General features: G+C 72.2%; 18 protein-coding genes and 1 pseudogene. 12 read left to right on the top strand and 7 right to left on the bottom strand.

The window, feature by feature from the left end:
* Positions 1-3: 3 nt before the first annotated feature.
* The 6 genes from F8R89_RS01740 to F8R89_RS01715 all read right to left on the bottom strand — a co-directional run bounded on the left by F8R89_RS01740 (position 4) and on the right by F8R89_RS01715 (position 6,495).
* Positions 4-840 carry a class I SAM-dependent methyltransferase gene (locus tag F8R89_RS01740; RefSeq protein ID WP_151782260.1) on the bottom strand — a complete coding sequence of 279 codons (837 nt, stop codon included), beginning with the start codon at positions 838-840 and terminating at the stop codon, positions 4-6.
* Positions 837-2,108, bottom strand: coding sequence for an MFS transporter (locus F8R89_RS01735; protein ID WP_151782259.1), 1,272 nt, complete (start codon positions 2,106-2,108; stop codon positions 837-839). Before F8R89_RS01735 ends, F8R89_RS01740 begins: the two co-directional genes overlap by 4 nt.
* A complete protein-coding gene (locus tag F8R89_RS01730) occupies positions 2,105-3,154 on the bottom strand; it encodes a dipeptide epimerase (protein ID WP_151782258.1) in 1,050 nt (349 codons plus the stop codon). Before F8R89_RS01730 ends, F8R89_RS01735 begins: the two co-directional genes overlap by 4 nt.
* Before the next feature lie 112 nt (positions 3,155-3,266).
* On the bottom strand, positions 3,267-4,361 hold the full coding sequence (locus tag F8R89_RS01725; RefSeq protein WP_151782257.1) for a PLP-dependent cysteine synthase family protein: 1,095 nt from the start codon (positions 4,359-4,361) through the stop codon (positions 3,267-3,269).
* A complete protein-coding gene (locus tag F8R89_RS01720; protein WP_225994607.1) occupies positions 4,340-5,140 on the bottom strand; it encodes a Rossmann-like domain-containing protein in 801 nt (266 codons plus the stop codon). The genes F8R89_RS01725 and F8R89_RS01720 overlap by 22 nt, the downstream gene beginning before the upstream one ends.
* Before the next feature lie 98 nt (positions 5,141-5,238).
* The gene (locus F8R89_RS01715) at positions 5,239-6,495 is read right to left on the bottom strand and encodes an ATP-grasp domain-containing protein (protein WP_192806333.1); all 1,257 of its coding nucleotides are present in this window, start codon (positions 6,493-6,495) and stop codon (positions 5,239-5,241) included.
* A 162-nt stretch (positions 6,496-6,657) separates the two neighbouring features.
* Here F8R89_RS01715 and F8R89_RS01710 point away from each other — a divergent pair, with 162 nt between their 5' ends.
* The 8 genes from F8R89_RS01710 (at position 6,658) to F8R89_RS01675 (ending at position 15,349) form a co-directional block, all read left to right on the top strand.
* Complete coding sequence (locus F8R89_RS01710; RefSeq protein WP_151782256.1) at positions 6,658-7,203, top strand: GNAT family N-acetyltransferase; 546 nt, start codon at positions 6,658-6,660, stop codon at positions 7,201-7,203.
* Positions 7,204-7,347: 144 nt separating this feature from the next.
* Positions 7,348-7,884, top strand: a complete 537-nt coding sequence (locus tag F8R89_RS01705) for a hypothetical protein (RefSeq protein WP_151782255.1) — start codon at positions 7,348-7,350, stop codon at positions 7,882-7,884.
* 265 nt (positions 7,885-8,149) lie between these two features.
* Positions 8,150-9,391: an extracellular solute-binding protein gene (locus tag F8R89_RS01700; protein ID WP_413251287.1), complete on the top strand. Its 1,242-nt coding sequence runs from the start codon at positions 8,150-8,152 to the stop codon at positions 9,389-9,391.
* Positions 9,388-10,290, top strand: a complete 903-nt coding sequence (locus F8R89_RS01695) for a carbohydrate ABC transporter permease (RefSeq protein WP_151782253.1) — start codon at positions 9,388-9,390, stop codon at positions 10,288-10,290. The genes F8R89_RS01700 and F8R89_RS01695 overlap by 4 nt, the downstream gene beginning before the upstream one ends.
* A 32-nt stretch (positions 10,291-10,322) precedes the next feature.
* Positions 10,323-11,108, top strand: coding sequence for a carbohydrate ABC transporter permease (locus tag F8R89_RS01690; RefSeq protein WP_151787942.1), 786 nt, complete (start codon positions 10,323-10,325; stop codon positions 11,106-11,108).
* 62 nt (positions 11,109-11,170) lie between these two features.
* The gene (yicI, locus tag F8R89_RS01685; RefSeq protein WP_151782252.1) at positions 11,171-13,453 is read left to right on the top strand and encodes an alpha-xylosidase; all 2,283 of its coding nucleotides are present in this window, start codon (positions 11,171-11,173) and stop codon (positions 13,451-13,453) included.
* Between the two features lie 32 nt (positions 13,454-13,485).
* Positions 13,486-14,505, top strand: a complete 1,020-nt coding sequence (locus F8R89_RS01680; RefSeq protein ID WP_151782251.1) for a LacI family DNA-binding transcriptional regulator — start codon at positions 13,486-13,488, stop codon at positions 14,503-14,505.
* Between the two features lie 199 nt (positions 14,506-14,704).
* Positions 14,705-15,349, top strand: coding sequence for a dihydrofolate reductase family protein (locus F8R89_RS01675; protein ID WP_151782250.1), 645 nt, complete (start codon positions 14,705-14,707; stop codon positions 15,347-15,349).
* A 96-nt stretch (positions 15,350-15,445) separates the two neighbouring features.
* On the opposite strand, the gene F8R89_RS01670 is transcribed toward F8R89_RS01675, so the two are convergent.
* On the bottom strand, positions 15,446-16,663 hold the full coding sequence (locus F8R89_RS01670) for a mannose-binding protein (protein WP_151782249.1): 1,218 nt from the start codon (positions 16,661-16,663) through the stop codon (positions 15,446-15,448).
* Between the two features lie 484 nt (positions 16,664-17,147).
* Here F8R89_RS01670 and F8R89_RS01665 point away from each other — a divergent pair, with 484 nt between their 5' ends.
* From F8R89_RS01665 to F8R89_RS01650, 4 genes and pseudogenes are all read left to right on the top strand, one after another.
* On the top strand, positions 17,148-17,894 hold the full coding sequence (locus F8R89_RS01665) for a type VII secretion system-associated protein (RefSeq protein WP_151782248.1): 747 nt from the start codon (positions 17,148-17,150) through the stop codon (positions 17,892-17,894).
* On the top strand, positions 17,891-19,084 hold the full coding sequence (locus F8R89_RS01660) for a ricin-type beta-trefoil lectin domain protein (protein WP_225994290.1): 1,194 nt from the start codon (positions 17,891-17,893) through the stop codon (positions 19,082-19,084). Before F8R89_RS01665 ends, F8R89_RS01660 begins: the two co-directional genes overlap by 4 nt.
* A gap of 150 nt (positions 19,085-19,234) precedes the next feature.
* A complete protein-coding gene (locus tag F8R89_RS01655) occupies positions 19,235-22,549 on the top strand; it encodes a right-handed parallel beta-helix repeat-containing protein (protein ID WP_151782247.1) in 3,315 nt (1,104 codons plus the stop codon).
* Positions 22,546-23,677 (top strand): annotated as a pseudogene (locus tag F8R89_RS01650) (S8 family serine peptidase). The gene F8R89_RS01655 and the pseudogene F8R89_RS01650 overlap by 4 nt, the downstream one beginning before the upstream one ends.
* The last annotated feature ends 54 nt before the right edge of the window (positions 23,678-23,731 follow it).

The raw sequence follows: 23,731 nt of genomic DNA, 5'->3' as shown, positions 1-23,731 counted from the left end.
TCCTCAATGGGTGGTGGTGGGGCGGGTGGGCGGCTCGGTGGGACCGGGCGGTCGGATGAGACGGGCCACCACGTGCAGCCGGTCGGCGTCCGTGGTGTGCCCGGGGAGCAGGCCCTCCCGCCAGGGCGGTTCGGTACGCGGGCCGGGTCCGTCGTGCAGCTCCAGGACCTCGAAGCCATGGCCGGCCAGCACGTACCGCAGCTCCTGTGGGAACAGCAGCCGCCACGCGGAGTGCTGCTCGACCGGCGCGGAGCCGTCGTCGGCGGTCCACACGCGCCTGCGGCGCAGCAGTTGGTCCGTACGGTCCACCGTGAGGGTGGTGACGGATCGGCGGACGGTGCCCTGCCAGGTGAACGCGTCGGTCCTCGGCGTGTCGAGGAGGTCGGTGCGGCCGAGGAAGTACGCGCCGTTGCGCATCTCCGCGACGAGCAGGCCGCCCGGCGCGAGGGCGTGGCGGCAGGAGGAGAGGAAGCCGTCGAGCTGGTCGTTGGTGTGGCAGTACAACAGGGCGCTGTCCAGGCACACCACGGCGTCGCACACGGCTCGCCCGAGGTCGAATCCGTGCAGGTCGGCGCGGACGTACTCGGGTCCTGGGTGATGCTCGCGGGCGTAGGCGAGCATCGCCTCGGAGAGGTCCGCGCCGATCACCGTACGGCCGGCGTCCCGCAGCCACGCCGCGTCGCGGCCGGTTCCGCAGCCGAGGTCCAGTACGCGCGTGCCGGCACCGTGCCGCCGCAGGCAGTCCTGCGTCCAGCGTGCGGCCAGGTGGCCGGGGTCGGGGAAGCGGGCCTCGTACAGGGCGGGGTGGTCGGTGAGCAGGTTGTGCACCACGGAGGTCATGCCGGGGTCCTTCCTCGTACGGCGGCGGGGACAGCGGGCTGCGGCGGTGCGGGCAGCGATCCCAGGCGGCGCAGCCGCAGCACACCGACCGCCGAGGCGAGCCCGGTGAGCGCGCAGCACGCCCACGGCAGCCACGCGGCGCCGCCGTGCCGCCCGGTGTCCATGGCCCAGCCGACGACGGCGTTGCCGAGCGCGGCGGCGACACCGGAGACGACGTAGAAGAGCCCGAAGTGGGTGCCGGTCAGTGCGGGGCGGCCGAAGGCGGGGACCATGTCCATCACGAACGGCTGGGCGACCATCAGTCCGAGGTACAGCAGCAGGGCGCCCGCCAGCACGGGCAGCACCCCCGACACCGCGCCGCCCGGTCCGTCGGACGCCGTGGCGACCAGGACGGGCGGCAGGAACGCCGATGCCATGAGGCACAGCCCCGTCGCGATCCAGCGGGCCCGGTCCCCTCGCCGCCGGAGCGCACGGGTCAGCCGCAGCTGGAGCGGGAGGCTCGTGAGGGCGCCGACCACGAAGACCAGGCCGGCGGCACCGTCCCAGCCGGTGGCCCGCCGTGCCTCGTCGGGCAGCAGCAGGTACAGCTGGCTCTCCAGGGTGAACAGGCCGGACATGGCGAGCGCGAAGGCCAGGAAGGCGCGGTTGCCCAGCACCTCCCGCCAGTCGGTGAGCACCCCGCCCCCGCTCGGCTCGACGGGCCGGGCGGGCAGCATCAGGGCCTGTGCGACCGTCAGGACCGCGAAGACGCCGGCGGCCGTCAGCGCAGAGGTGCGGAAGTCCACCAGCAGCAGCGCGCTGCCCAGCAGTGGGCCGATCAGCGCCCCCGTGGTGGCGAACACATGGAACAGGGCGAACGCCTCGGCCCCGCGTCCCTCGGCCTCCCGCGCGACGTAGGCACGGACGGCGGGGTTGAACAGCGCGCCCGCGAACCCGCTGAGGACGGACGCCGCGAGCAGGACGGCCAGGTGGTCGCCGAGCGCGAACAGGGCGAACCCGGCGGTGCGCAGCGTGCAGCCGGCGATGATGACGCCTCGCGCACCCAGCCGGTCGGAGGCGGAGCCGCCGATGACGAACAGCCCCTGCTGGCTGAGGTTCCTGACGCCCAGGACCACACCGGCGACGGCGGCCGACAGACCCAGGTTCTCGGTGAGGTGGGTGGCGAGGTAGGGGATGAGGAGGTAGAAGCCGGTGTTGACCCCCAACTGGTTGACCAGCAGGAGCCGAACGGCGGGTGGCAGGCGGCGTATCTCGTGCCAGGTCTTCACGGCGCCCCGCCCCCTGGTGCGACGCCCAGCCCCGGCGATCCGCTCGCCCGAACCCAGCCGTCCCTACCCCCGATGCCGGTCCACGGGTCGTGCGCGAGCAGCAGGTGCCCGTCCAGGTCGGTCCAGCGGGCCCGGTCGGCGAGGTGCACGGCGGGCGCGATCCCCAGCGTGCTGGCGGCCAGACAGCCCAGCATCAGCCGCGTACCGCTGCCGTCGATCGACGCGGCGATGCGCAGCGCCGCGTGCACCCCGCCGCACTTGGCGAGCTTGACGTTGACACCGTGGACGCGCCCGGCCAGGCGGCGCACGTCCTCCAGGTCGACGGCGTCCTCGTCGGCGATGACGGGCAGCGGTGACCGCTCGGCCAGCGCGGCCAGCCCTTCCGGATCGCCGGGTGCGAGCGGCTGCTCGACGGCCTCGACGCCGAGCGCGGCGAAGCGGGGCAGCAGGGCCCTCGCCCGCGCGGTGGTCCAGGCGCCGTTGGGGTCGAGAAGCAGCCGTGCGTGGGGCGCGGCGTCCAGGACCGCCCGGACGCGTTCGACGTCCTCCTCCGGATCGGTCGCCCCCGCCTTCACCTTGAGCACCCGGAAGCCGCTCGCCGCGAGGGCGCGGGCCTGCGCCCCCGCACGCGAAGGCGACGTGATGCCGATGGTGCGGGCGGTGGCCGCGACCGGGGGGTCCTCGGTGCCGAGGAGTCGGTGGACGGGCTTGCCCGCGCGCTTGCCGACGAGGTCCATCAGAGCCGCCTCGACGGCGGCGGTCACGGCCGGGGGAGTGCCGTCGGCGGCCAACTGGCCCGTACGCAGGGCCTCCAGCGCGGTCTCGGGATCGGGGAAACGGTCCAGGTCCGCGCCGGCGGCGGTGAGGTGCCGCGCGAGCCCCACGGCGTCGAGCCGGTAGTACACGCTGGCGACCGCCTCGCCGTGACCGGTCACGCCCTCATGCCTGACACTCAACTGGACGGCGTCACGGGCGGACATCGTCGAGCGGGAGATGCGCAACGGCTCGGCGAGCTCCAGGCGCACGGTGCGCAGGTCGGTCCTCATCGGCCCTCCTCGGGGCGTGAGTGGAGCGGGGACACCGGTGCGGGGGCCGGCCTCCTGCGACCTCTCCGCGAGTCGGGAGCGGGTCGGTGAGGCAGGTGCCGTGAGCCGGCGCTCACTGGTCCTCCTCACGCGGCGCGACCGGATCGGTGACACGGGTGCAGCGCGCCCAGCCGGTGGCCTCGGCGGCGTACGGGTGCGGGATCTCCACGGGCCGGGTGGCCGCCGCGGCGGGGTCGGCGCCGTGGGCGGTGGTGAAGTCGTCGTCGTAGACGGTGGAGAGGTAGCGGTGCGGCCCGTCGGGGAAGACGGTGGCGACGACCGCGCCCGGGTGGACCCGGGCCGCCCAGGCGGCGACGCGGGCGACGGCACCGGTGCTCCAGCCGCCGCTGACGAAGTTGCCCCGGGCGAGCCGCCGGCAGCTGTCCACGGCCTCGGCAGGTCCGACCCAGTGCACCTCGTCGAAGGCGTGGTGGGCGACGTTGCGCGGATGGATGCTGCTGCCCAGGCCCCGCATCAGACGGGGCCGGGCGGGCTGCCCGAAGATGGTGGAGCCGACGGAGTCGACACCGATCAGCCGTAGGGCCGGCCAGTGCCGCCGCAGGGGGCCGATCACGCCGGCGCTGTGCCCGCCGGTGCCCACGCTGCACACCAGCACGTCCACATGGTCCAGCTGGGCGGCGAGTTCGGCGGCGAGCGAGGCGTAACCGGCCGTGTTGTCGGGGTTGTCGTACTGGTCGGGCCAGTAGGCGCCGGGCAGGACGGCGAGCAGGGCGCGCAGCCGGGTGATCCGCGCGGCCTGCCAGCCGCCCCGGGCCGCGGGCCGGTCCACGATCTCCAGCCGCACCCCGTACGAGCGCAGCAACTGCCGTATGGAGGGCTCGAGTTCGCTGTCGCCGACCAGGACGACGGGATGGCCCAGGGCCTGTCCGGCGAAGGCGAGCCCGACGCCGAGGGTGCCGGAGGTCGACTCCACGACGGGGGCCCCGGGGCGCAGTTCGCCGCGCTCCCGGGCACCCATCAGCATCGACACGGCGGCCCGCGCCTTCATACCGCCCGCGGCGAGACCTTCGAGCTTGGCCCAGAATCCGGGGTGGGGGCCGGGCAGGTCGGTGGTGACGCGGAGGATCGGGGTGCGACCGAGCAGGGTGAGCAGTTCCGGGCGGGCGGTGGTCCGCAGGGCGGTGGTCACGGGGTGCCTCCCGGGCATCCGGCGCGGTAGCGGTGGACGGTGCCGGGGCCGCCGTCCAGCCAGAAGAAGGGGTACGGCTCCGCGCACACCGCGCTCACGCCGTGTCCCAGCAGCCGGGGGAGTACGGCGCTGCCGGTCTGGGCGAACATCACCAACTGCTTGCCGTGCCGCAGTGCGTGCTCCCGCAGCGCTTCGAAGGTCCCGTTGCCCAGGGTCATCCCGGACACGAGCAGGGCGTCGCAGCGGCCGGCCCGGGCGAGCGCGTCGGTGGCGACCGGCTCGCCCCACTCGGTGACGCCGCCCTTGAGGTCGCAGGGGATGTAGCGCAGTCCCCGGGAACGCAGCGCCTCGAGCAGGGAGTTGACCACGCCGACCACGAGCACCGTCGACCCGGGCGGCAGGACGAGCAGCCCGGCGACCGCGTCCGCCCGGACCCGCGACTTCTCGAGCGACGTCCCGGCCGGCAGGGCGACGGGCCGCGCCCCGTTCTCCGGGGTGTGCGGGAACACGTGCATCAGGTAGGCGTCGAGCGCGGCGACCCGCACCGGCAGCATCGGATGCCCGAGCAGCCGGGCCACATCAGCGCCGGCGCAGTCCTCCACCGCGCCGTCGGGCAGCGCACCGGGCTCGACCGCGCAACTGCCGACGGCCTCGGCCAGCCGCAGACTGAGCACCTCGTTGCGGTACCCCGTGCCGCGTCCCTCGTGTCGCACGGCCTGCCGGGTGGTGAAGGCCACGGAGATCCGCAACCCGGCCGGATCCGGGCCGAGTTCGCCGGCACGGGCGAGGGAGAGCAACTCCTCGAACGTCGTGGCGCCACCGGCGGAGAGCGGGTCGGCGGAGAACGGGCCGGCAGTGGCACGGGCCGCACCGGGGGACAGCGAGCCGACGGACCTCACCGGATCACCATCCCGGACCGCACCTCGGCCAGCAGCGACTCGACGCGGGCACGAGCGCCGCCGCCCGACGGGTCGCCCGCCATGACATGCCCCAGGTACTCGTTGTTGCTGCCCGCCCTCCTCACCTGCCGCCCCGGCTGGGCGAGTTCCACCTCGAGCACGTCCGGGGCCGTCCGCGCACGGCCGCCGTCCAGCGCCACGAGGGTGCCCGTGGCCTCCGGTACGAGGAAGCCGATGGCCGCGCTGCGCAGTCCGGTGTCCGTGCGCCGCAGGTCGGGGGAGCGGCCCAGGCCGACGTCGACGAAGGCGGCGGCGAGGTCGATACCGGTGACATGCCGTAGCAACTCGGTGATGCGGTTCCCGGCAGGGCGTGGATTGACCTCGACCACACGCGGGCCGGCCGACGTCAGCTTGATCTCGGTGTGCGCCACCACGCCGTCCGTGAGCCCGAGCGCCGTGATCGCGTCGATCGCGGTCCGCTCGACGGCCGCCCTGTCCGTGGCGGACAGGGCGGCGGGGAACATGTGGCCGGTCTCGACGAACGCCGGCTCCCCAGCGATGCTCTTGTCCGTCACCCCGACGACGTGCGCCACGCCCGCGTGGGAGACCGACTCGACGCTCACCTCCGGGCCGTCCAGCAGCTCCTCCAACAGCACGGCGGACGCCCGTTGCTGCCCGCGCGCGTTGACCGGGAAGTCGGCCAGCGCCTTGACGGCGGCGGCGAGTTGCGCCTCGTCGTCCACCCGCCGCACCAGCATCCCGGCGCACAGGTCCACGGGCTTGACCACCAGCGGATAGCCGATGTCCCGCGCACACCGCGCGATGTCGGCCCACTCCTCATGCACCCCGAACCGCGGCCCGGGCACCCCTGCCTCCGCCAGCACCCGGCGCGTGGCGTCCTTGCGGCAGGCGTTCTCGATCGCCTCTGGAGCCGGTCCGGGCAGCCCGAGCCGGGTGGCCGTACGTGCCACCACCGGCAGGTAGTAGTCGCACGACGTGATCACCCCGTCGAACCCCAACACGCTGTGCAAACGCTCCACTTGAGGCACCAGTGTCTCCGCGTCATTGGTGTTCGCGGTGATCACGTTGCGCGCCCCGAGCAGCGGGTGCGCGGTGCCCTCGGGCGCGGCACGCAGGTAGTGGTGGAGGTCCCGGGTGAGGAAGGTGAACTCGTGGCCACCCTCCCGGATCGCCCGTGGCAACAGCCTGCTCATCGATCCGACCCAGCTCTCGACCACCAGCAGATGGGCCACGGCTCCCCTTTTCATGTCGTCTTCGATTCGTCGCGAAGGACGCGGCCAGGAGGGTCCAGGCCACGACGTCGTCGACACGATATCGGTAATCATTTTCATTGTCAGGTAGCGTGGGGGTCCCGATGAGGCCCGGACGAGGCCGAGCTGAGGAAGGAACTGCCGATGCCCCGCACCACACCCACCGGTTACACCGTGCGTCCCGCGACCACCGAGGACGTCGACGGCGCCCGCGCCGTCATGCTCGACACCTTCTACAAGGAGTTCGGCTACGGCTACGTACCCCGATGGCACCAGGACGTCATGGACATCGAGGGCACGTACCTGGACGACCCCCGTCACGTCCTCTTGGTCGCCCTCCACGGCGGCGAGGTGATCGCCACCACCGGCGTGCACTCGACGGGCCCGGCTCACCCGCCGCACCCCCGCGCCCTGGCCGAACGCTATCCGTCCGGGAGCACCGCACAGTTGGTCCGCGTCTACGTCCGCCCGGAGCACCGGCGCCGGGGGCTGGCACGCACGCTGGTCGAGGAGGCCCGCGACTTCGTGGCCGGCACTCCGGGCTACGACCGCCTCTACCTCCACACCAACACACGGGTGCCGGGCGCCGAGGCCTTCTGGCGTGGCATCGCCAAAGAGATCTTCGACGCCCGCACCACGGGTGAGCACGGCCCGGGTGTCGCCACGGTGCACTTCGAGATCCCGCTCTGAGGACGCCCCGCTGAGCGCGTTCATCTTCGAGCGACGGCCTGGAGACGATGGCCGGAAAACGGCCTTTGCGCCGACAGCCGCGCATGCCGCGAGGGTGGGGCTGGGCAGGGTGGTCCTCGAACGGGCAGCCGTAAGGGGGATCGGATGTCATGGGACTGGGCAACGACGGTCACCACGGCCGGAGGTGTCGCGGCCGCGTTGATCGGTGTCGTCGCCGGCTCGTACCTCACCAGCCGCGTCAACCGGATGCACTGGTCGCGCGAGAAGCAGATCGACGCCTGCTCGGCCATCGTCGCCGAGTCCACGCGCATCCAGCTCGCACTGCGTCGCGCCTGGAAGCACGGCGACTCCGTGGACTGGGTGCCGTGGAACGTCGCGTTGGGCACGATCTGGCTCGTGGGCAGCCCTGCCGTGGTACAGGCGGCGGCAAGGATCGACGAGGTGTTCTGGGCCCACAGCGACCAGTTCATCGACCAGACCGCCCCAGGTGAACAGGAGTGGCGCCGGGCCCGGGACGAGATGGAATCCGCCCGCCTCGAGTTCATCAACGCCGCCCGTGTGTCAGTCGACCCTCAGCACACGCCGCTGCATCAGGCACCCGTCGCCAGGCCCCCGTTGCCGGGTGCCGATTCCCCCGGCGCTGCCGGCGCGGACGGTGCGAGTGGCGCCGGGGTCGCCTGATCCGGCACCGCGCTCGCCCAGGCGAGGTGCCTGTCGTCCCTGTGCCGTGACACCACGGAAAAGACCCGAGAGGGATTTGTAAACGCTCTTGACCTATGAGGTCGCCGTACATACGGTCCTCCGTCGAAGCGCTTCGACGCGCCTCATCGAAACGATTCGACTCGATCCGGTGAGGCGCCTCATCCGTTCGGCCCAGGTAGGAGTCACTTCAATGGTGAAGGTGCGCAGTCCGCTGGCTCTCACGGCAGCCGCCCTGGCGGGCGTCATGCTGATGACGTCGTGCGGGAGTTCCGACGGTGGTGCGGAGGGCGACGGCAAGACGCTGAAGCTCTGGCACTACGAGGCCCCCAACAGCGCCATGGGCGTCGCCTGGAACCAGGCGATAGACGAGTTCAAGAAGTCCCACCCGGGCGTCAAGGTCGAGTTCGAGGCCAAGGGCTTCGAGCAGATACAGAAGACCGCCTCGATGGTGCTCAACTCCAGCAACGCCCCCGACCTCATGGAGTACAACAAGGGCAACGCCACCGCCGGCCTGCTGGCCAAGCAGGGCCTGCTCACCGACCTCACCCCTCAGGTCACGAAGCACGGCTGGGACAAGCTGCTCAGCCCGAGCGTCACGACCACCAGCCGCTACGACGCCAAGGGCGTCATGGGCTCCGGCAACTGGTACGGCGTCCCGAACTTCGGCGAGTACACGATGGTGTACTACAACAAGGACCTCTTCGCGCGGCACGGCGTCAAGGTCCCGACCACGTTCGACGAGTTCGAGCAGGCCCTCGCCGCCTTCAAGGCCAAGGGCATCACCCCGCTCGCCAACGGCGGCGCCGAGTACCCGGCCCACCAGTACCTGTACCAGCTCGCCCTCACCAAGGCCGACCGCGCCTGGGTCGACTCCTTCGAGCTCTACAAGGGCAAGGCCGACTTTCACGACGCCGCCTGGACGTACGCCGCCGCCACCCTTTCCGACTGGGTGAAGAAGGGCTACATCGCCAAGACCAGCAGCGGCGCGAAGGCCGAGGACGCCGGCGTGTCCTTCATCGGCGGCAAGTCCCCGATCTTCTTCTCGGGCAGCTGGTGGTACGGCCGCTTCCGCGACGAGAACAAGTTCAAGTGGGGCTCGTTCCTCTTCCCCGGCTCCCAGCTCACCCTCGGCTCCGGCGGCAACCTCTGGGTCGTCCCGAAGAACGCCAAGAACAAGCAACTGGCCTACGACTTCATCGACATCACGATGAAGAAGGGGATCCAGAACACCCTCGGCAACAACGGCGGCGTGCCCGTCGCCGCCGAACCCTCGGCGATCACCGACGCCAGTTCCAAGGAGCTGATCGAGAACTTCAACAAGGTCTCGTCCGCGGACGGCCTCGCCTTCTACCCGGACTGGCCGGTCCCCGGCTTCTACGACGTACTCGTCTCCGCCACCCAGAAGCTGATCACCGGCAGCGCGAGCCCCGACGCGGTCCTCGACGAACTGCAGAAGGCCTATGACGCGGGTGCGCCCACGTCATGAGCGCCCGACCCCTCCGGCCGCGCAACCCCTACGCGCTGTACCTGATCCCCGGCGTCCTCGCCTTCCTGGCCGTCGTGATCGTGCCGTTCGCGATGAACGTCTACTTCAGCCTCACCCACTGGCAGGGCGTCGGCTCGCCCGCCTGGGCCGGGCTGGATAACTACCAGGCGCTGATGAAGGACTCGCGGTTCTGGGAGTCCTTCCGGCACAGCGTCGCCATGGTCCTGGCGATGGCGGTGATCCCCACCGCCATCGGCCTGGTGGTCGCCGCGGCGCTGTTCGACTTCATCGGCAAGCACTTCGGTTCGAAGACGGCCAGCGTGCTGCGCGCCTGCTTCTACCTGCCCCAGGTCCTGCCCATCACGGTCGCGGGCATCGTCTGGAGCTGGATCCTGGCCCCCGAGAACGGCTCCCTCAACGAGCTGCTGGAGGCGGTCGGGCTCGGCTCCCTCCAGCAGGACTGGCTGGGCGACCCGGACTTCGCGCTCTACAGCGTGATGGCCGTCATGGTCTGGGTGCAACTGGGCTTCCCCGTCGTGATCTTCATGGCGGGACTCCAGCGGGTCGACCCCTCGCTCCACGAGGCGGCCGAGCTGGACGGGACGAACTGGTGGCAGCGCTTCTGGCACGTGACGCTGCCTCAGATCCGCCCCGAGATCTACGTCGTCATGCTGTGGTGCACCATCGCCGCCCTGAAGGTCTTCGGCGCGGTCTACGTCCTCACCAAGGGCGGCCCCGCCGACGCGACCATCGTGCCGTCCTACTTCTCCTTCTCGACGTTCTTCGAGAAGACGGACGTCGGCTACGGCTCGGCGATCGCGACGGTCCTCACGCTCATCATCCTGGCGCTGACCACGATCGGACTGCGCTTCCAGACCCGGTCGGAGGACGCACAGTGAACGCGCTCAAGCGCTACCCGGTGCTGGTGGCGATGCTCCTCGGCGCGGTCTTCATGGTGCTGCCGCTCCTCATCGTCCTCGTCAACGCGCTGAAGTCACCCGCCGAGTACTCCGCGCACGGCCCGCTGTCCCTGCCCGACGGCCTCTACCTGGACGGCCTCAAGGACTTCTGGACCCGCGTCGACTTCGGGAACACGCTGCTGAACTCGGTCGTGATCTCCGGTTCGGTCGCCGTCCTCGGCGTCATCCTCTCCGTCCTCAACGCGTACGCGATCGGCATCGGCCGCATCAAGGGCAAGGCGTACTTCCTCGCCTTCTTCGTCCTGGCCAACGTGCTGCCGCAGGAGGCCCTCGTCTACCCGCTCTATTACCTCTCCAAGGAAGTGGGCCTGTACGACACGAGGCTGAGCCTGATCATCGTCTTCAGCGTCGTACAGGCGGCCTTCGGCACGTACCTGCTGTCCTCCGTGCTCGGGGCCTTCCCCAGGGAGATCATCGAGGCCGCCCGGATCGACGGCGCCAACAGCTGGCAGATCCTGTGGCGCATGGTGGTCCCGGTCAGCCGGCCCACCATCGGCGTCCTGCTGGTGTTCTTCTTCATCTGGACGTGGAACGAGTTCCTGCTGCCCCTGGTCATGCTGCCGTCGAACGACAACCAGACCGTCTCGGTGGCGCTCGGCGTCCTCCAGGGCCAGCGTCTGATGGACGCGACGATGACCAACGCCGCCGGCCTGCTCGGCGCCCTGCCCGCGATCGTCTTCTTCCTGCTCTTCCAGCGGACCCTGACCCGGGGCATCGCCGTCGGCGCGGTGAAGTGACCCCCAACCCCTCCGTACATACCGAGAACGCCGGTGGCCGCCCACCGGGAAAGGCATCGACGATGAAGTTCACCAACGGGTACTGGCTGCTGCGCGAAGGCATCACGGCGGCGTATCCGGCCGAGGTCCTCGATGCCGTCCCCGGCCCCGGCACCCTCCGGGTCCACGCCCCCACCCAGCACATCCGGCACCGCGGCGACCTGCTCAAAGGCCCGCTCATCACGGTCGACTGCACCGCGCCGATGCCCGGCGTCATCGGCGTGCGCATCACGCACTTCGACGGCGGAGTCGAGACCGGCCCCCACTTCGAACTGCACCACCAGCCGCACGACCCCGTCGTCGCCGTCGACGACGAGCAGGCCGTCCTCACCTCCGGCGACCTGAGCGTCCGCTTCCGCCTCGACGGCGACTGGCGCATGGAGTTCCAGGCCGGCGGACGCACCCTGACCAGCAGCGACACCAAGGCCATGGCGCTGATGGAGACCGCCGAGGGCGAGCACTACATCCGCGAGCAACTCCGGCTGGGCGTCGGCACCTCCGTCTACGGGCTCGGCGAGCGCTTCGGTCCGCTCGTCAAGAACGGCCAGAGCGTCGACATCTGGAACGCCGACGGCGGCACCAGCAGTGAACAGGCTTACAAGAACGTCCCGTTCTACCTGACCGACGCCGGCTACGGCGTCTTCGTCGACGACCCCGGCAAGGTCTCCTTCGAGGTCGCTTCCGAGCAGGTCTCACGCGTCCAGTTCAGCGCCGAGCGGCAGCAGTTGCAGTACTACGTCATCCACGGCCCCACACCGAAGGAGATCCTGCGCAGGTACACCGCGCTGACCGGCCGCCCGGCGCTCCCGCCCGCCTGGTCGTTCGGACTGTGGCTGACCACCTCCTTCACCACCTCCTACGACGAGGAGACCGTCACCGGCTTCGTCGAGGGCATGGCCGAACGCGATCTCCCGCTGTCCGCCTTCCACTTCGACTGCTTCTGGATGCGCGAGCTGCACTGGTGCGACTTCGAGTGGGACTCGCGGGTCTTCCCCGACCCCGAGGGGATGCTGCGCCGCCTCAAGGAACGGGACCTGCACATCTGCGTGTGGATCAACCCGTACATCGCCCAGCGCTCCCCGCTGTTCGCCGAGGGCAAGGCCGCCGGGTATCTCCTCAGACGCCCCGACGGCGGCGTCTGGCAGTGGGACCTCTGGCAACCCGGCATGGCCCTGGTCGACTTCACCGATCCCGACGCCCGCGCCTGGTACGCGTCCAAGCTCGAAGCCCTCCTGGACATGGGCGTCGACTGCTTCAAGACCGACTTCGGCGAGCGCGTCCCCACCGACGTCGCCTGGTCGGACGGCTCCGACCCGGAGCGGATGCACAACTACTACACCCAGCTCTTCAACAAGACCGTCTTCGACGTACTGCGCAAGCACCGCGGTGAGGGAGAAGCGGTGCTCTTCGCCCGCTCCGCCACGGCCGGCGGCCAGCAGTTCCCCGTGCACTGGGGCGGCGACTGCGAGTCCACCTACGAGTCGATGGCCGAGTCCCTGCGCGGCGGACTCTCCCTCGGCCTGTCCGGATTCGGCTACTGGAGCCATGACATCGGCGGTTTCGAGGGCCTGCCCGACGCCGGCCTGTTCAAGCGCTGGACCGCCTTCGGCATGCTCTCCTCCCACAGCCGCCTGCACGGCTCCTCCTCCTACCGCGTGCCATGGCTGTTCGACGAGGAGGCCGTGGACGTCCTGCGCCACTTCACCAAGCTCAAGCTCAGTCTCATGCCCTACCTCTACGGAGCCGCCCACCAGGCGCACACCGAAGGCGTCCCCATGATGCGGGCCATGCTGCTGGAGTTCCCCGACGACCCGGCCTGCGCCCCGCTGGAACGCCAGTACATGCTCGGCGGGGACCTGCTCGTCGCCCCCGTCTTCTCGGAGGACGGGGAAGTGTCGTACTACGTGCCCGAGGGCACCTGGACCCACTTCACGACCGGCGAGCAGGTCACCGGCCCCCGCTGGGTGCGCGAGACCCACGACTACCTCAGCCTCCCGCTGCTGGCCCGCCCCGGTTCCGCGATCCCGGTCGGCTCGGTCGACGACCGTCCCGACTACGCGTGGGCGGACGACGTCACGATCCGCGTCTTCGAGCCGGCCGACGGCTCCCGCACCACCGTGCGCATCCCCGGCGAGGACGGCACGACGGCGGCCGAGATCACGGTCGTGCGCGAAGGATCCACCCTGCGGGCCGAGACCTCCGACGCCTCCCTGCCCTGGGGCGTCGAGGTCGCCGGCGGCCCCTCCGCCCGCGCCGAGGCCGGTACGGCCGTTCTCGCCCTGACACTCTCCGATGCCCGAGGATGATGGGGCACAACGGGACTCGAGAAGGTACACGCATGGTCAAGATCACTGACGTGGCGCGGCACGCTAACGTGTCGCCCAGCACCGTCAGTTACGCCCTCAGCGGCAAGAGGCCGATCTCCGAGGAGACGCGCCGCCGCATAGAGGACAGCATCCGGGAACTGGGCTACCGGGCGCACGCCGGCGCCCGCTCCCTGGCCAGCAGCAGGTCACAGGTGATCGGCCTGGTCCTGCCGCTCCGCAAGGGCATGCACCTGCCCGTGGTGATGCAGTTCGCCACCTCCGTGGCCACCGCCGCCCGGGAACACGACCACGACGTCCTCCTCCTCACCCACAACGAGGGGGAGGAGGGCATCAACCGGGTCGCGCGGAGCCGCATGGCGGACGCGTTCATCATCATGGACGTCGAGATGGACGACCGCCGGCTGCCCCTGCTGCGCGGCTTGGAGCAGCCGTCCGTCCTGATCGGCTTCCCGTCCGACCCGGCCGGACTGACCTGCGTCGACCTGGACTTCGCGGGCGCGGGCGAAGCATGTGTGGAACACCTGGCCTCGCTCGGCCACCGCACCGTGGCCCTCGTCGGCTCGCCCCCGGAGGTGTACGTCCGCGGCACCGGCTTCGCCCGCCGCGTAGCCGCCGGCTTCACGGCCGCCGCCGACCGTCTCGGCCTGCGGTCCTCCGTCCACCCCTGCCCGGAGACCCCGGCGGCCGCGCAGGCCATGGCCGAGAGACTGCTGCACGAGCAGCCGGAGCTGTCCGGCGTGGTCATCCACAACGAGCCGGTCACCCAGCCCCTGATCGCGGCCTTCCAGACGATGGGCCTGCGCGTCCCCCAGGACCTCTCGGTCGTCGCGATCTGCCCCGACGAGACCGCCGAGCAGGCACCGGTGCCCATCACATCGGTCTCGATCCCCTCGGCCGAGATAGGCACGCGCGCGGTGGAGCTCCTGATGGCCAAGCTCGCCGAGCACGACGACGTCCCCGAGACGACGATGCTCCCCGCGACGCTGACCCACCGGGCCACGACGGCGCCGCCTGGCGGCCTGCCCGACTGAAGCGCGGCGCCGGCCGGCGCGGCCCGGCAGGCCGGATCGAACGGCGCCTGGTCGCGGCGTATGCCCCAGGGCGCGTTCCTGGCGGCGGTCCGGGAAAAAAAGATCACGCGTCGCTGTCGATCCGCTCACGTCCCGTTCGACGTCATGATGTGCGGCACCCGGCCGCACGAGGACCCGACGGAAGGTGATGAGGCGACCCATGGGGCAACTCCTGCGCGTCATGAACTTCAACGTCTCGAGCGACGGAATCGGTGCCGGTGAGGACCAGACCCTTGAACGGCCGTTCGGTCACGTGCGCCCCGAGGCGCTGTTCGCCTGGGCCGGAGCCACGGCGAGCTGGCCCATGCGCACTGATCCGGGAGGGAGCAGGGGCCTCGACGACTGCTTCACGCGCGACTTCGCGCGCAACATCGGTGCCGAGATCATGGGGCGCAACAAGTTCGGCCCCCAGCGAGGGCCCTGGCAGGACCACGAGTGGAACGGCTGGTGGGGCGAGGAGCCTCCCTTCCGCACTCCCGTCTTCGTCATGACCCACCACGTGCGTCCGTCGTTCACGCTCTCCGACACGACGTTCCACTTCGTCGACGGCAGCCCGGCCGAGGTCCTCGGACGTGCGCGAGAGGCGGCTCAGGACAAGGACGTCCGACTCGGCGGCGGGGTCACCACCATCCGGCAGTTCCTCGACGCCGACCTCGTCGACACCCTGCACGTCGCGGTCTCGCCGGTGAAGCTCGGGTCCGGTCTACGGCTCTGGCAGTCCCCTGACGAATTGCTCGACCGGTTCCACCTGGAGGTCGTGCCCAGCCCGAGTGGTGTGACGCACCACCTGTTCTGGCGAAGGTGACGCGGAGCCGTCCGCGGCCAGTGCGAGCGTGCGCCCGGGTCCGACCGGTCGCGCGCCGCGAGGCCGCGGTGGGTGGAACGCTCCCGCCGGGGGGTGTCACGTCGACCAGATCACCCCGCCGTTCTGCACGATCACCACCTTGGCGTCGGCACGCAGGACCAGTTGGGCACCTTCGTGGCCCCAGGTCTGCGAGGCCCAGATGGGGCGGTCCTCGCCGTTGTGGATGACCAGGTTGCCGTCCGGCTGGAAGATGGCCCGGTGGTTCGGGCCGAAGGTCATGGACGCCCAGATGGGCTTGCGCTGCTCGTTGTATACGACCAGGTTGCCGTCGGTCTGCATGACCATCCGGATGCGGTTGGTGGTCCAGGCCTGGTTGACCTCCAGGACACTGGGCGCGGAGACGGTCTCGGTACTCCAGTCCGGCTTCGGGCTCGGCTTCGGCTTCGGCTTCGCCTTGGGCTTGGACTCCGGCTTGTCGCTCGGGCTGGACTGCGTGGCGGGCGCGGCCGGCTGCGCAGGGGCGACCCTCGTCGGCGCGCTCTGCGTCGCCTTCGCCTTCTTCGGGGACGGACTGGGCTTCTCGGCCACGTAGTCGTCGAGGGCGGCCGGGGCTGACGTCGGATTCAGGACGGTGTCGGAGCCTCCCGCGGCCAGCTCCCTGGTGGACTCGGGAGGCCCGTCGTCCCTCGCGCTGCCGGTGAGCAGCAGCGGAATGGCGATCAGCGCGGCGCCGGCGACCGCCGCTCCCGCGAGGATCGGCTTGCGGGGGCGCCCGCTCCGCACGCCGGTGCCCGTCCCGGCGCTGGGCGGCACGGTCCCGACGGCCGCCGCCGCGGCCACGGCGACACGTGCCTCGGGGGATGATCTGGTGGACGCGCTCGCCGCGGACGATGCCGGGGCGGTGGTGCCTCGGGCCTCCGCCGTACCCGGGGCACCGACCTCGTCCGACGCCGGGCCTTCGGCGGCGCCGCCCTCCGCCTCCGCCTCCGCCGCTGAGGCCACGGGGGCCGTGGCCTCCTCGGCCCCGGCGGCAGGGATCTCACCGGCTCGGGTGGGTCCTGACGGGGCGCTCTCGGTGCCGGCCTCCCCGTCCGGGTCTTCACGTTTCCGTATGTCCGGCTGCGCCCCCGAGGGCGGGGTCGGCCCGTCGGCGCCGGAACCCGGCCCGGTGTTCAGGGGCCCGGCCTCCGGGGCGGAGCCGCGGTCCGGGGCCGGCTCGTCCGGCGTGGAGGGGCTGGACGGTGAACCGGTGCCCCTTGCGCGGGTGGCGGCCGCCTCCTTGTTCGCGTCGGGGGTGGGGTGCTGGGGGGACATGCGGTACTCCTCCTCGGTGGCGGAGCTGCCGGTCGTGGCCGGGGCCCGTGCAGTGGTCGGCTGGACGAACGCCGGGAAGCCCGGCGGGCGTCGGTCGGGCGCGCCGCGCGAGGGTGGACCGGTGCGAGGCCCGGTCCGGGTCGTCGAGGGGTGCCGGTCCGCAGCGGTGGCGACCGCGGGCCGGTCCGGCGCAGTCTCGAGTCATGAGGTCTTCCCGTGCGGCCCAACTTAGCCTGCGTGCAAGGCGATCGACCGATCACCTCTCCCAACTCCCCCGTCACTTTGTCCGCTCGGACCTCGCTGCTCCCGGAATGTTCCCGACCCGGGCGGCGAACAGGCACGTGGGCAGGCGATTCGGACCGTGCCCACCCCACAACGGGCGATGCTCGTGTGGCATCCTGGGGCTCCTGATCTGATCATCGTCGGCGCGCGAGCAGGCCGACGGCATCCAAGTGTTCGTACCGACCGAAGAGTTCAGGTGGAGATGCGGCCCGGACAACGGCTGGAGGGTGGGCCCGAGGCGCCCGCCGTCTCCGGGCCGGGGCACGCGGAGCCGGCCGGCTCCGGCGAGGCCGGGGCCACCGACAGCCCCGAGATACCCGAAGCGGTCCGGGACGCGGCCCGCCGGGCGCCCGGCCACTGGATCGGGGTCGTCGACCCGGAGTGGACCCAGGACCGTACGCCGCCCACGTGGGCGGTGGTGGGGGAGTGGCAGTCCGACGAGAGCGGGGACGTCGGGGACTACCGTCCCAACCCGGACTACCGGCCCTCGGCCCGAGTGCTCGGCTGGCCGGACCCCACCGACCCGGTGGACGCGGCCGCCCAGCGGGCCGCCACCGGATACGGCTCGGTGGACGAGGCGATCGCGGCGCTCGCCCGAGCGGAGATCACCGTCGTGCGCGGACCGGACGGCGGGCCGCTGACGGCGGCCGGTCTGGACGGCGCCCCGGTGGTCCTCTCGTTCACCTCGCCGGCACACGCGTTCACGTCCACGGCACTTCGGCATGACAGAGTCCCGGCGGCGGAACTCGTCCGGTCGCTGCGCGGCTCGGGCACACAACTGATGGTCAACGCCGGTGCCGCGGCACCCCTGCTCGTCCCCGTGGACACGCTCCTGGACATCCTGCCCGAGCCCGAACCGGAGGCCGAGCGGGCGCGCCCGGCTCCTCCCGCGGGCGAGCCCCACCACTCCTCTGAACCCTGGCCCCACACCACAGGGAGGACCCCGTGACGCGTCCGGCCCAGCACACCTCCGCCTCCTCTCGGGGGACGTCCGGTTCGGACGGCGAGGCGACGGCTCCGGCTGCCGCCGCAGCCCAGCCCGGGCCCCCGCCCGAGCCGGAGACCTCCCACGCCCCGGGCGCGGGGGCTGGGGAGAAGTCCCCCGATCCGCAGGCGAGTTCCGCGGCCGAGGAGACGGCGACCGTGGCTCGGACGCCGGCAGCCGAAGCCGCGCCCGGCGGCCGGCCCGAGGCCGAGCCGGACTCCGACGCGGAGTCCGACCCCGGCGCCGCCGCCGAGGCCAAGAGCCGGCTCCCAGCCCTCGTACGGACGATGACCGCGACCGCCATCGACCGGCCGGAGCAGCAGGCCGCCACCGTGGGGCGGCCGGGCAGGGCGGCGCTGGCCGGGGCCGCGGTCGCCGGGGCGCTGCTCGTCTCCGTGCCGTTCCTCGTGCTCACCGGAGGCGACGACAAGGACGCCAAGGCCACGCCGGCCGGAGGCACCGTCCTCGGGGGCGGCGGGCAGGAGGCGCCGGGCGACTTCGTGATGACCAAACCCGACACCGCCACTCCCGACCACGGCGAGAAGAGCTCCGGCAAGCCCGGCAAGCCCGACAAGCCGGTGGAGCGAACCCCCGGCGGGTCCGCGCCGCAGGACTCGGGCAAGAAGACGGCGAAGCAGGACGACGGGAAGGACCGGCCCAAGGACGGCACGGTCAAGCAGGACGCACCCGCGAAGTCGGCTGGTGGCGGGAAGACGTCCGGAGGCGGCCGGGCCGACCAGCCCTCGAACGCGGGCTCGGGTGTGACCTTCAGTGCCCCGGTCTCGATACGCAGCCACCTCTCCGGCCGCTGCCTCGACGTACCGAACGCCGACTTCGGCGACGGCAAGAAGCTGTTCGTGTGGGACTGCAACAACGGCGTCGCGCAGAAGTGGCAGTTCGCCTCCGACGGCACCCTGCGCATCCAGGGACTGTGCCTGGACGTGGCCAACGCGAACTACAACGACGGCACTCCGATCCAGCTCGCTTGGTGCAGTGGCAACGCCGCCCAGAAGTTCGTCCTCAACGAGCGCCACGACCTGGTGAACACCGTCGTCGGCAAGTGCGTCGACATCAAGGACAACAACCGGGGCAACGGCGCCTGGCTGCAACTGTGGACCTGCGCCGGCACCGACAACCAGAAGTGGAGCGTCTGACCGCGCCCCCGTCGCCTTCCGGCCGAGAGCGTCGCTGCCGGGCCCCGGCCGCCCCGGCGGCGGGCATGATGGCACCCGTCGGCTCGCCGACACCGTCCCCGACAATCGGGGGAACCCGCTGAGAACGTTGTCCCACAAGGAGGTTGGTGCGTGTCGCGCCAGGTACTGACGGTCGGTCCCGGGGAGCGGGACCGCTACCGGACGATCGGTGAGGCACTCGCGGCTGCCCGTACCGGTGCGCTGATCAGCGTCCGGCCCGGGACGTACGCGGAGAACCTGGTGATCCACACCCGGGTCACCCTCACCGCCGCCGAGGGCCGGGGCACGGTCGAGATCCGGCCGCGTTCGGGCAGCGTCCTCGCCCTGCGAGCCGACGCCGTGATGCTCTCCGAGCTGTCCCTGCGCGGCGGGGACGCCGAGCTGCCGGCCGTGGACGTCCGGCGCGGGCAGGCCGCGCTCGACGGCTGCGAGATCGTCGGCGCCGCCTGGACCGCGGTGCTGGCCGGGGGCACCGGCTCCCTCGCGCTGCGGGACTGCCGGGTGAGCAACCCCCAGGGCGCCGGCGTCGTCGTCACCTCGACCACGCCGACCACCGTGGAGTCCTGCACGTTCGAGCACCTGGGCACCAGCGGAGTCGTCCTCGCCGAACAGGGCGAGGCGCGGCTGCGCGGCTGCACGGTGCGAGCCGCACGCGGCAACGGCCTGCTCGCCAACGGCGACTCCACCGGCAGCGTCGAGGACTGCGACATCTCCTCCACGGACAAGCCGTCCATCGCCCTGGAGCAGAACTGCTCCCTCACGGTGGTGCGGACCGTCGTGCACGACACCAGCACCGGAGTGCACCTGAGCAGCGCGGGCCGTACGACGCTGGAGGACGTCCGGGTCACCGGGGCCTCCGGGAACGGGATCGCGCTGGCCGGGGGCACCGACCCGGTGCTGCGCCGCTGCCGTGTCTCGCGGACCCGGGGTCAGGGCGTCGTGATCACCGACCGGGCCCGCGGCACCTTCGAGGACTGCTGGGTGGACGGCGCGCAGGGCGCGGCGCTCCGCGTGGCGGGAGCAGCGTCCCCGGCGCTGACCGGACTCACGGTCCGCGACTGCGAGCAGACGGGACTGCTGCTGGAGGAGGACTCGGCGCCAGAGCTGGACCGCCTGGAGGTGATCGGCGGATCGCCCGCGATATCGGTGCGCGGCGGGGCCAACCCGCTGCTGCGCCGGGCCCGTCTCGTGGAGCCCTCCGGAGACGGCATCGCGGCGGGCAGGGACGCCCGCGGCCGGGCCGAGGACTGCGAGATCGTCCGGCCGAAGGGCGCGGGCGTCCGTGTGGCCGCCGGCAGCACCCTCTACCTGGCCGGCGGCGGCGTGTCCGACACCGCCACCAGTGGCCTGGTCGTGGAGGACGGTGGCAACGTGACCGTCCGGGACTTCCGCGTCGAGGTGTCCGGCGAGGACGGCGTGGTGGTCGCGGCGGGCGGTGAGCTGACCGCCAACCGCACCACGGTGCACGCCCCGCAGGGCCACGGCTTCCTGCTCCGGGAGGGCGCGCTCGCCTCGCTCAGCGGCTGCGAGGTCTCCGGCGGTGCCCAGGACGGCTTCCGGGTGGAGTCCACCGCGCCGGTCTCCCTCGTGAACTGCCTCGCCCGGGAGAACGAGGGCGGCGGGCTCGTCCAGACGACCCCGGGCGAACGGCTCGCCGTGGACGGCCTGAAGAGCACCGGGAACGGCAAGCGGGACGCGTGGGGCAGCGGCAGCGCCGAGAACACCGACCCGGCCGGATCCGGCGCCGCGGACGGGCCGGCGCCGGACCGCGTGGACGGCCCGCTCGGCGCCCTGAAGGCGCTGATCGGCCTGGAGAACGTCAAGCAGCAGGTCGGCACCCTGGTCAACCTCACCCAGCTGGCGCAGCGCCGCGAGCAGCTCGGCATGTCCGCCCCGCCGATGAGCAGGCATCTGATCTTCGCGGGCCCGCCGGGCACCGGCAAGACCACCGTCGCCCGCCTCTACGGGGCGATCCTGGCCGAACTGGGCTCCCTGCGCAGCGGTCACCTCGTGGAGGTCTCGCGCGCCGACCTCGTCGCTCAGGTCGTCGGCGGCACCGCGATCAAGACCACCGAGACCTTCCAGCGGGCGCTCGGCGGTGTGCTGTTCATCGACGAGGCGTACACCCTCACCGCGGACAGCGGCAACGGCGGCGCGGACTTCGGCCGGGAGGCGGTCGACACCCTGCTGAAGCTGATGGAGGACCACCGCGACGACGTGGTCGTGGTCGCGGCCGGGTACTCCCGCGAGATGGAGTCCTTCCTCGGCTCCAACCCCGGTCTGGCCTCCCGCTTCTCCCGGACCGTCGAGTTCGAGAACTACTCCGTGCCCGAACTGGTCGCCATCATGGAGAACATGTGCGCCCAGCACCAGTACGAGCTGGGCGAGGGCACCGCGCAGGCGCTCGCGGCGCACTTCGAGGCGATGCCCAGGGACGCCGGATTCGGCAACGGCCGTGCCGCGCGCGGTGTGTTCGAGGAGATGGTGGACCGGCAGGCGGTCCGTCTCGCCGCGCAGGCCCACGTCGGCGAGCACGACCTGAGGCTGCTGCTGCCGGAGGACGTGTCGGCCGCCGCCGCCGCGAAGGCCGCCGAGACAGGCACGCCGCAGGACGACCCGCTGACCCGCCTCGGCGACATGATCGGCCTGGCCGAGGTCAAGCGCGACGTCGCGGACCTGGTCAACCTCATCACCACGGCCCGCCACCGCGCCGCCGCCGGACTGCCGGTGCCCTCCCTCAGCCACCACCTGGTCTTCACCGGCCCGCCCGGCACGGGCAAGACCACGGTCGCCCGCCTCTACGGCGAGATCCTGACCCAGCTCGGCATCCTGCAGCGGGGCCAGCTGGTGGAGGCCGCCCGCGCCGACCTCGTCGGGCGCTACATCGGGCACACCGCCCAGCTCACCCGCGAGGTCTTCGAACGCGCCCGCGGCGGAGTGCTGTTCATCGACGAGGCGTACACGCTCACCCCGCAGGGCGGCGGCGCCGACTTCGGACAGGAGGCGGTGGACACCCTGCTGAAGCTGATGGAGGACCACCGCGACGAGGTCGTCGTCATCGTCGCCGGCTACACCGACGAGATGGAACGCTTCCTGGCCTCCAACCCGGGTCTGTCCTCCCGTTTCCCGCGCCGGATCACCTTCGCCGACTACTCCTCCGAGGAACTGGTCACCATCGTGCGCGCCCAGGCCGCGAGCATGGGCTACGAGTGCGGACCCGGCACCGGCCCGGTCCTCAAGGCGTACTTCGACGCGCTGCCCCGGGACCGGTCCTTCGGCAATGCCCGGCTGGCCCGGCAGGTACTCGAGTCGATGGTCACCCGCCAGGCGGGACGGCTCAGTTCGCTGGCCGCGCCCACCCTGGACGACCTGCGCATCCTCGTACCCGAGGACGTGGCCGCCGCCCCGAAGGCGACCGGACGGTGAAGCCCGCCGCCCGCCTGCTGTCCGGCGCCGGCCTCGCCGCCGCACTGCTGCTGCCCACGGCCGTCACGGCCCACACGGCATCTCACGAGGGGTTCGGGGCGGCCGACGGGAAGAAGAGCCAGGAACTGCCGGCGATGCCCTCCGCGCTCGACGCGGACGCCGCGTGCACCGCCCCCTCGCGCGAGAGGGCGAAGAAGCAGGACTGGTCACGCCAGCGCCTCGACCTGGACCGGACGCACGGGCACGGCCGCGCAGGACTGCGTGGGGCACGGCACCTTCCTGGCCGGGCTGATCGCCGGTACGGACGCCCGTCTCACCGGAGTCGCCCCGGGTGCGCGGATCCTCGCCCTGCGGGGCACGGACACGCGCGGCCGGGCGGACGCGGCGCTCGTCGCCGCGGCGGTACGCGAGGCCACCGAGGCCGGGGCCGACGTCATCGCCGTCACAGTGGCCCTGCCGCGCCGGGACAAGGACCTGAGCCGTGCCGTCGCCGACGCCCTCCGCGCGGGCGCCGTCGTCGTCGCCGCGGCGACCCCCGACCCGCCGACGCGGGGCGACATCGACGCGATCCCGCCCCGGGTGTACTGGCCGGCCGGGGAACCCGGGGTCCTCTCGGTCGCCGACATGCTCCCCGGTGGCCTCCGGCCGGAGCGGGCCCTGCCCACCACGGGCATCGACCTGGCCGCCCCCGGGGCCGGGGTGGTCTCCGGCGGTCCGCGCGGTGACGGCCACTACCTGGGAGCCGGCGCCTCGGTCGCCGCCGCCTACGCCGCCGGGGCCGCAGCGGTGGTGCGCGCGGCCCACCCGGACGACTCGGGCGAGGCCGTCACCCACCGGCTGACGGCGACCGCGTACCCCGCCGCCATCCCCCAACTGGACCCGTACGCCGCCGTGACCACGGTCCTCGGCACCCCGGAGGCACCCGCGGCCGGCGACCGTGCCGCGGAACGTGTCGCCGTCCGCGACACCTCGGACGCCGACTCCGCCACCGACCGGGCCACGCTCCTCGCCCTGCTCGGCTCCGGCGTCGTCCTGGCCGTCCTGTGGGCCGCCTTCGCGCTGCCCCGGGCCCGCGCCCGCGGCTGGCGCCCGGCGCGGGCCGGGGACGGGGAAGCGGCACAGGACTGACGGTCCGGACACGAACGGCGACGGCGGGATCACCCGGTGACCCTGCCGTCGCCG

The sequence above is a fragment of the Streptomyces sp. SS1-1 genome, assembly GCF_008973465.1.
In the GTDB taxonomy this organism is placed as follows: Bacteria; Actinomycetota; Actinomycetes; order Streptomycetales; family Streptomycetaceae; genus Streptomyces.
This window is presented reverse-complemented; position numbering and strand designations above follow the sequence as displayed.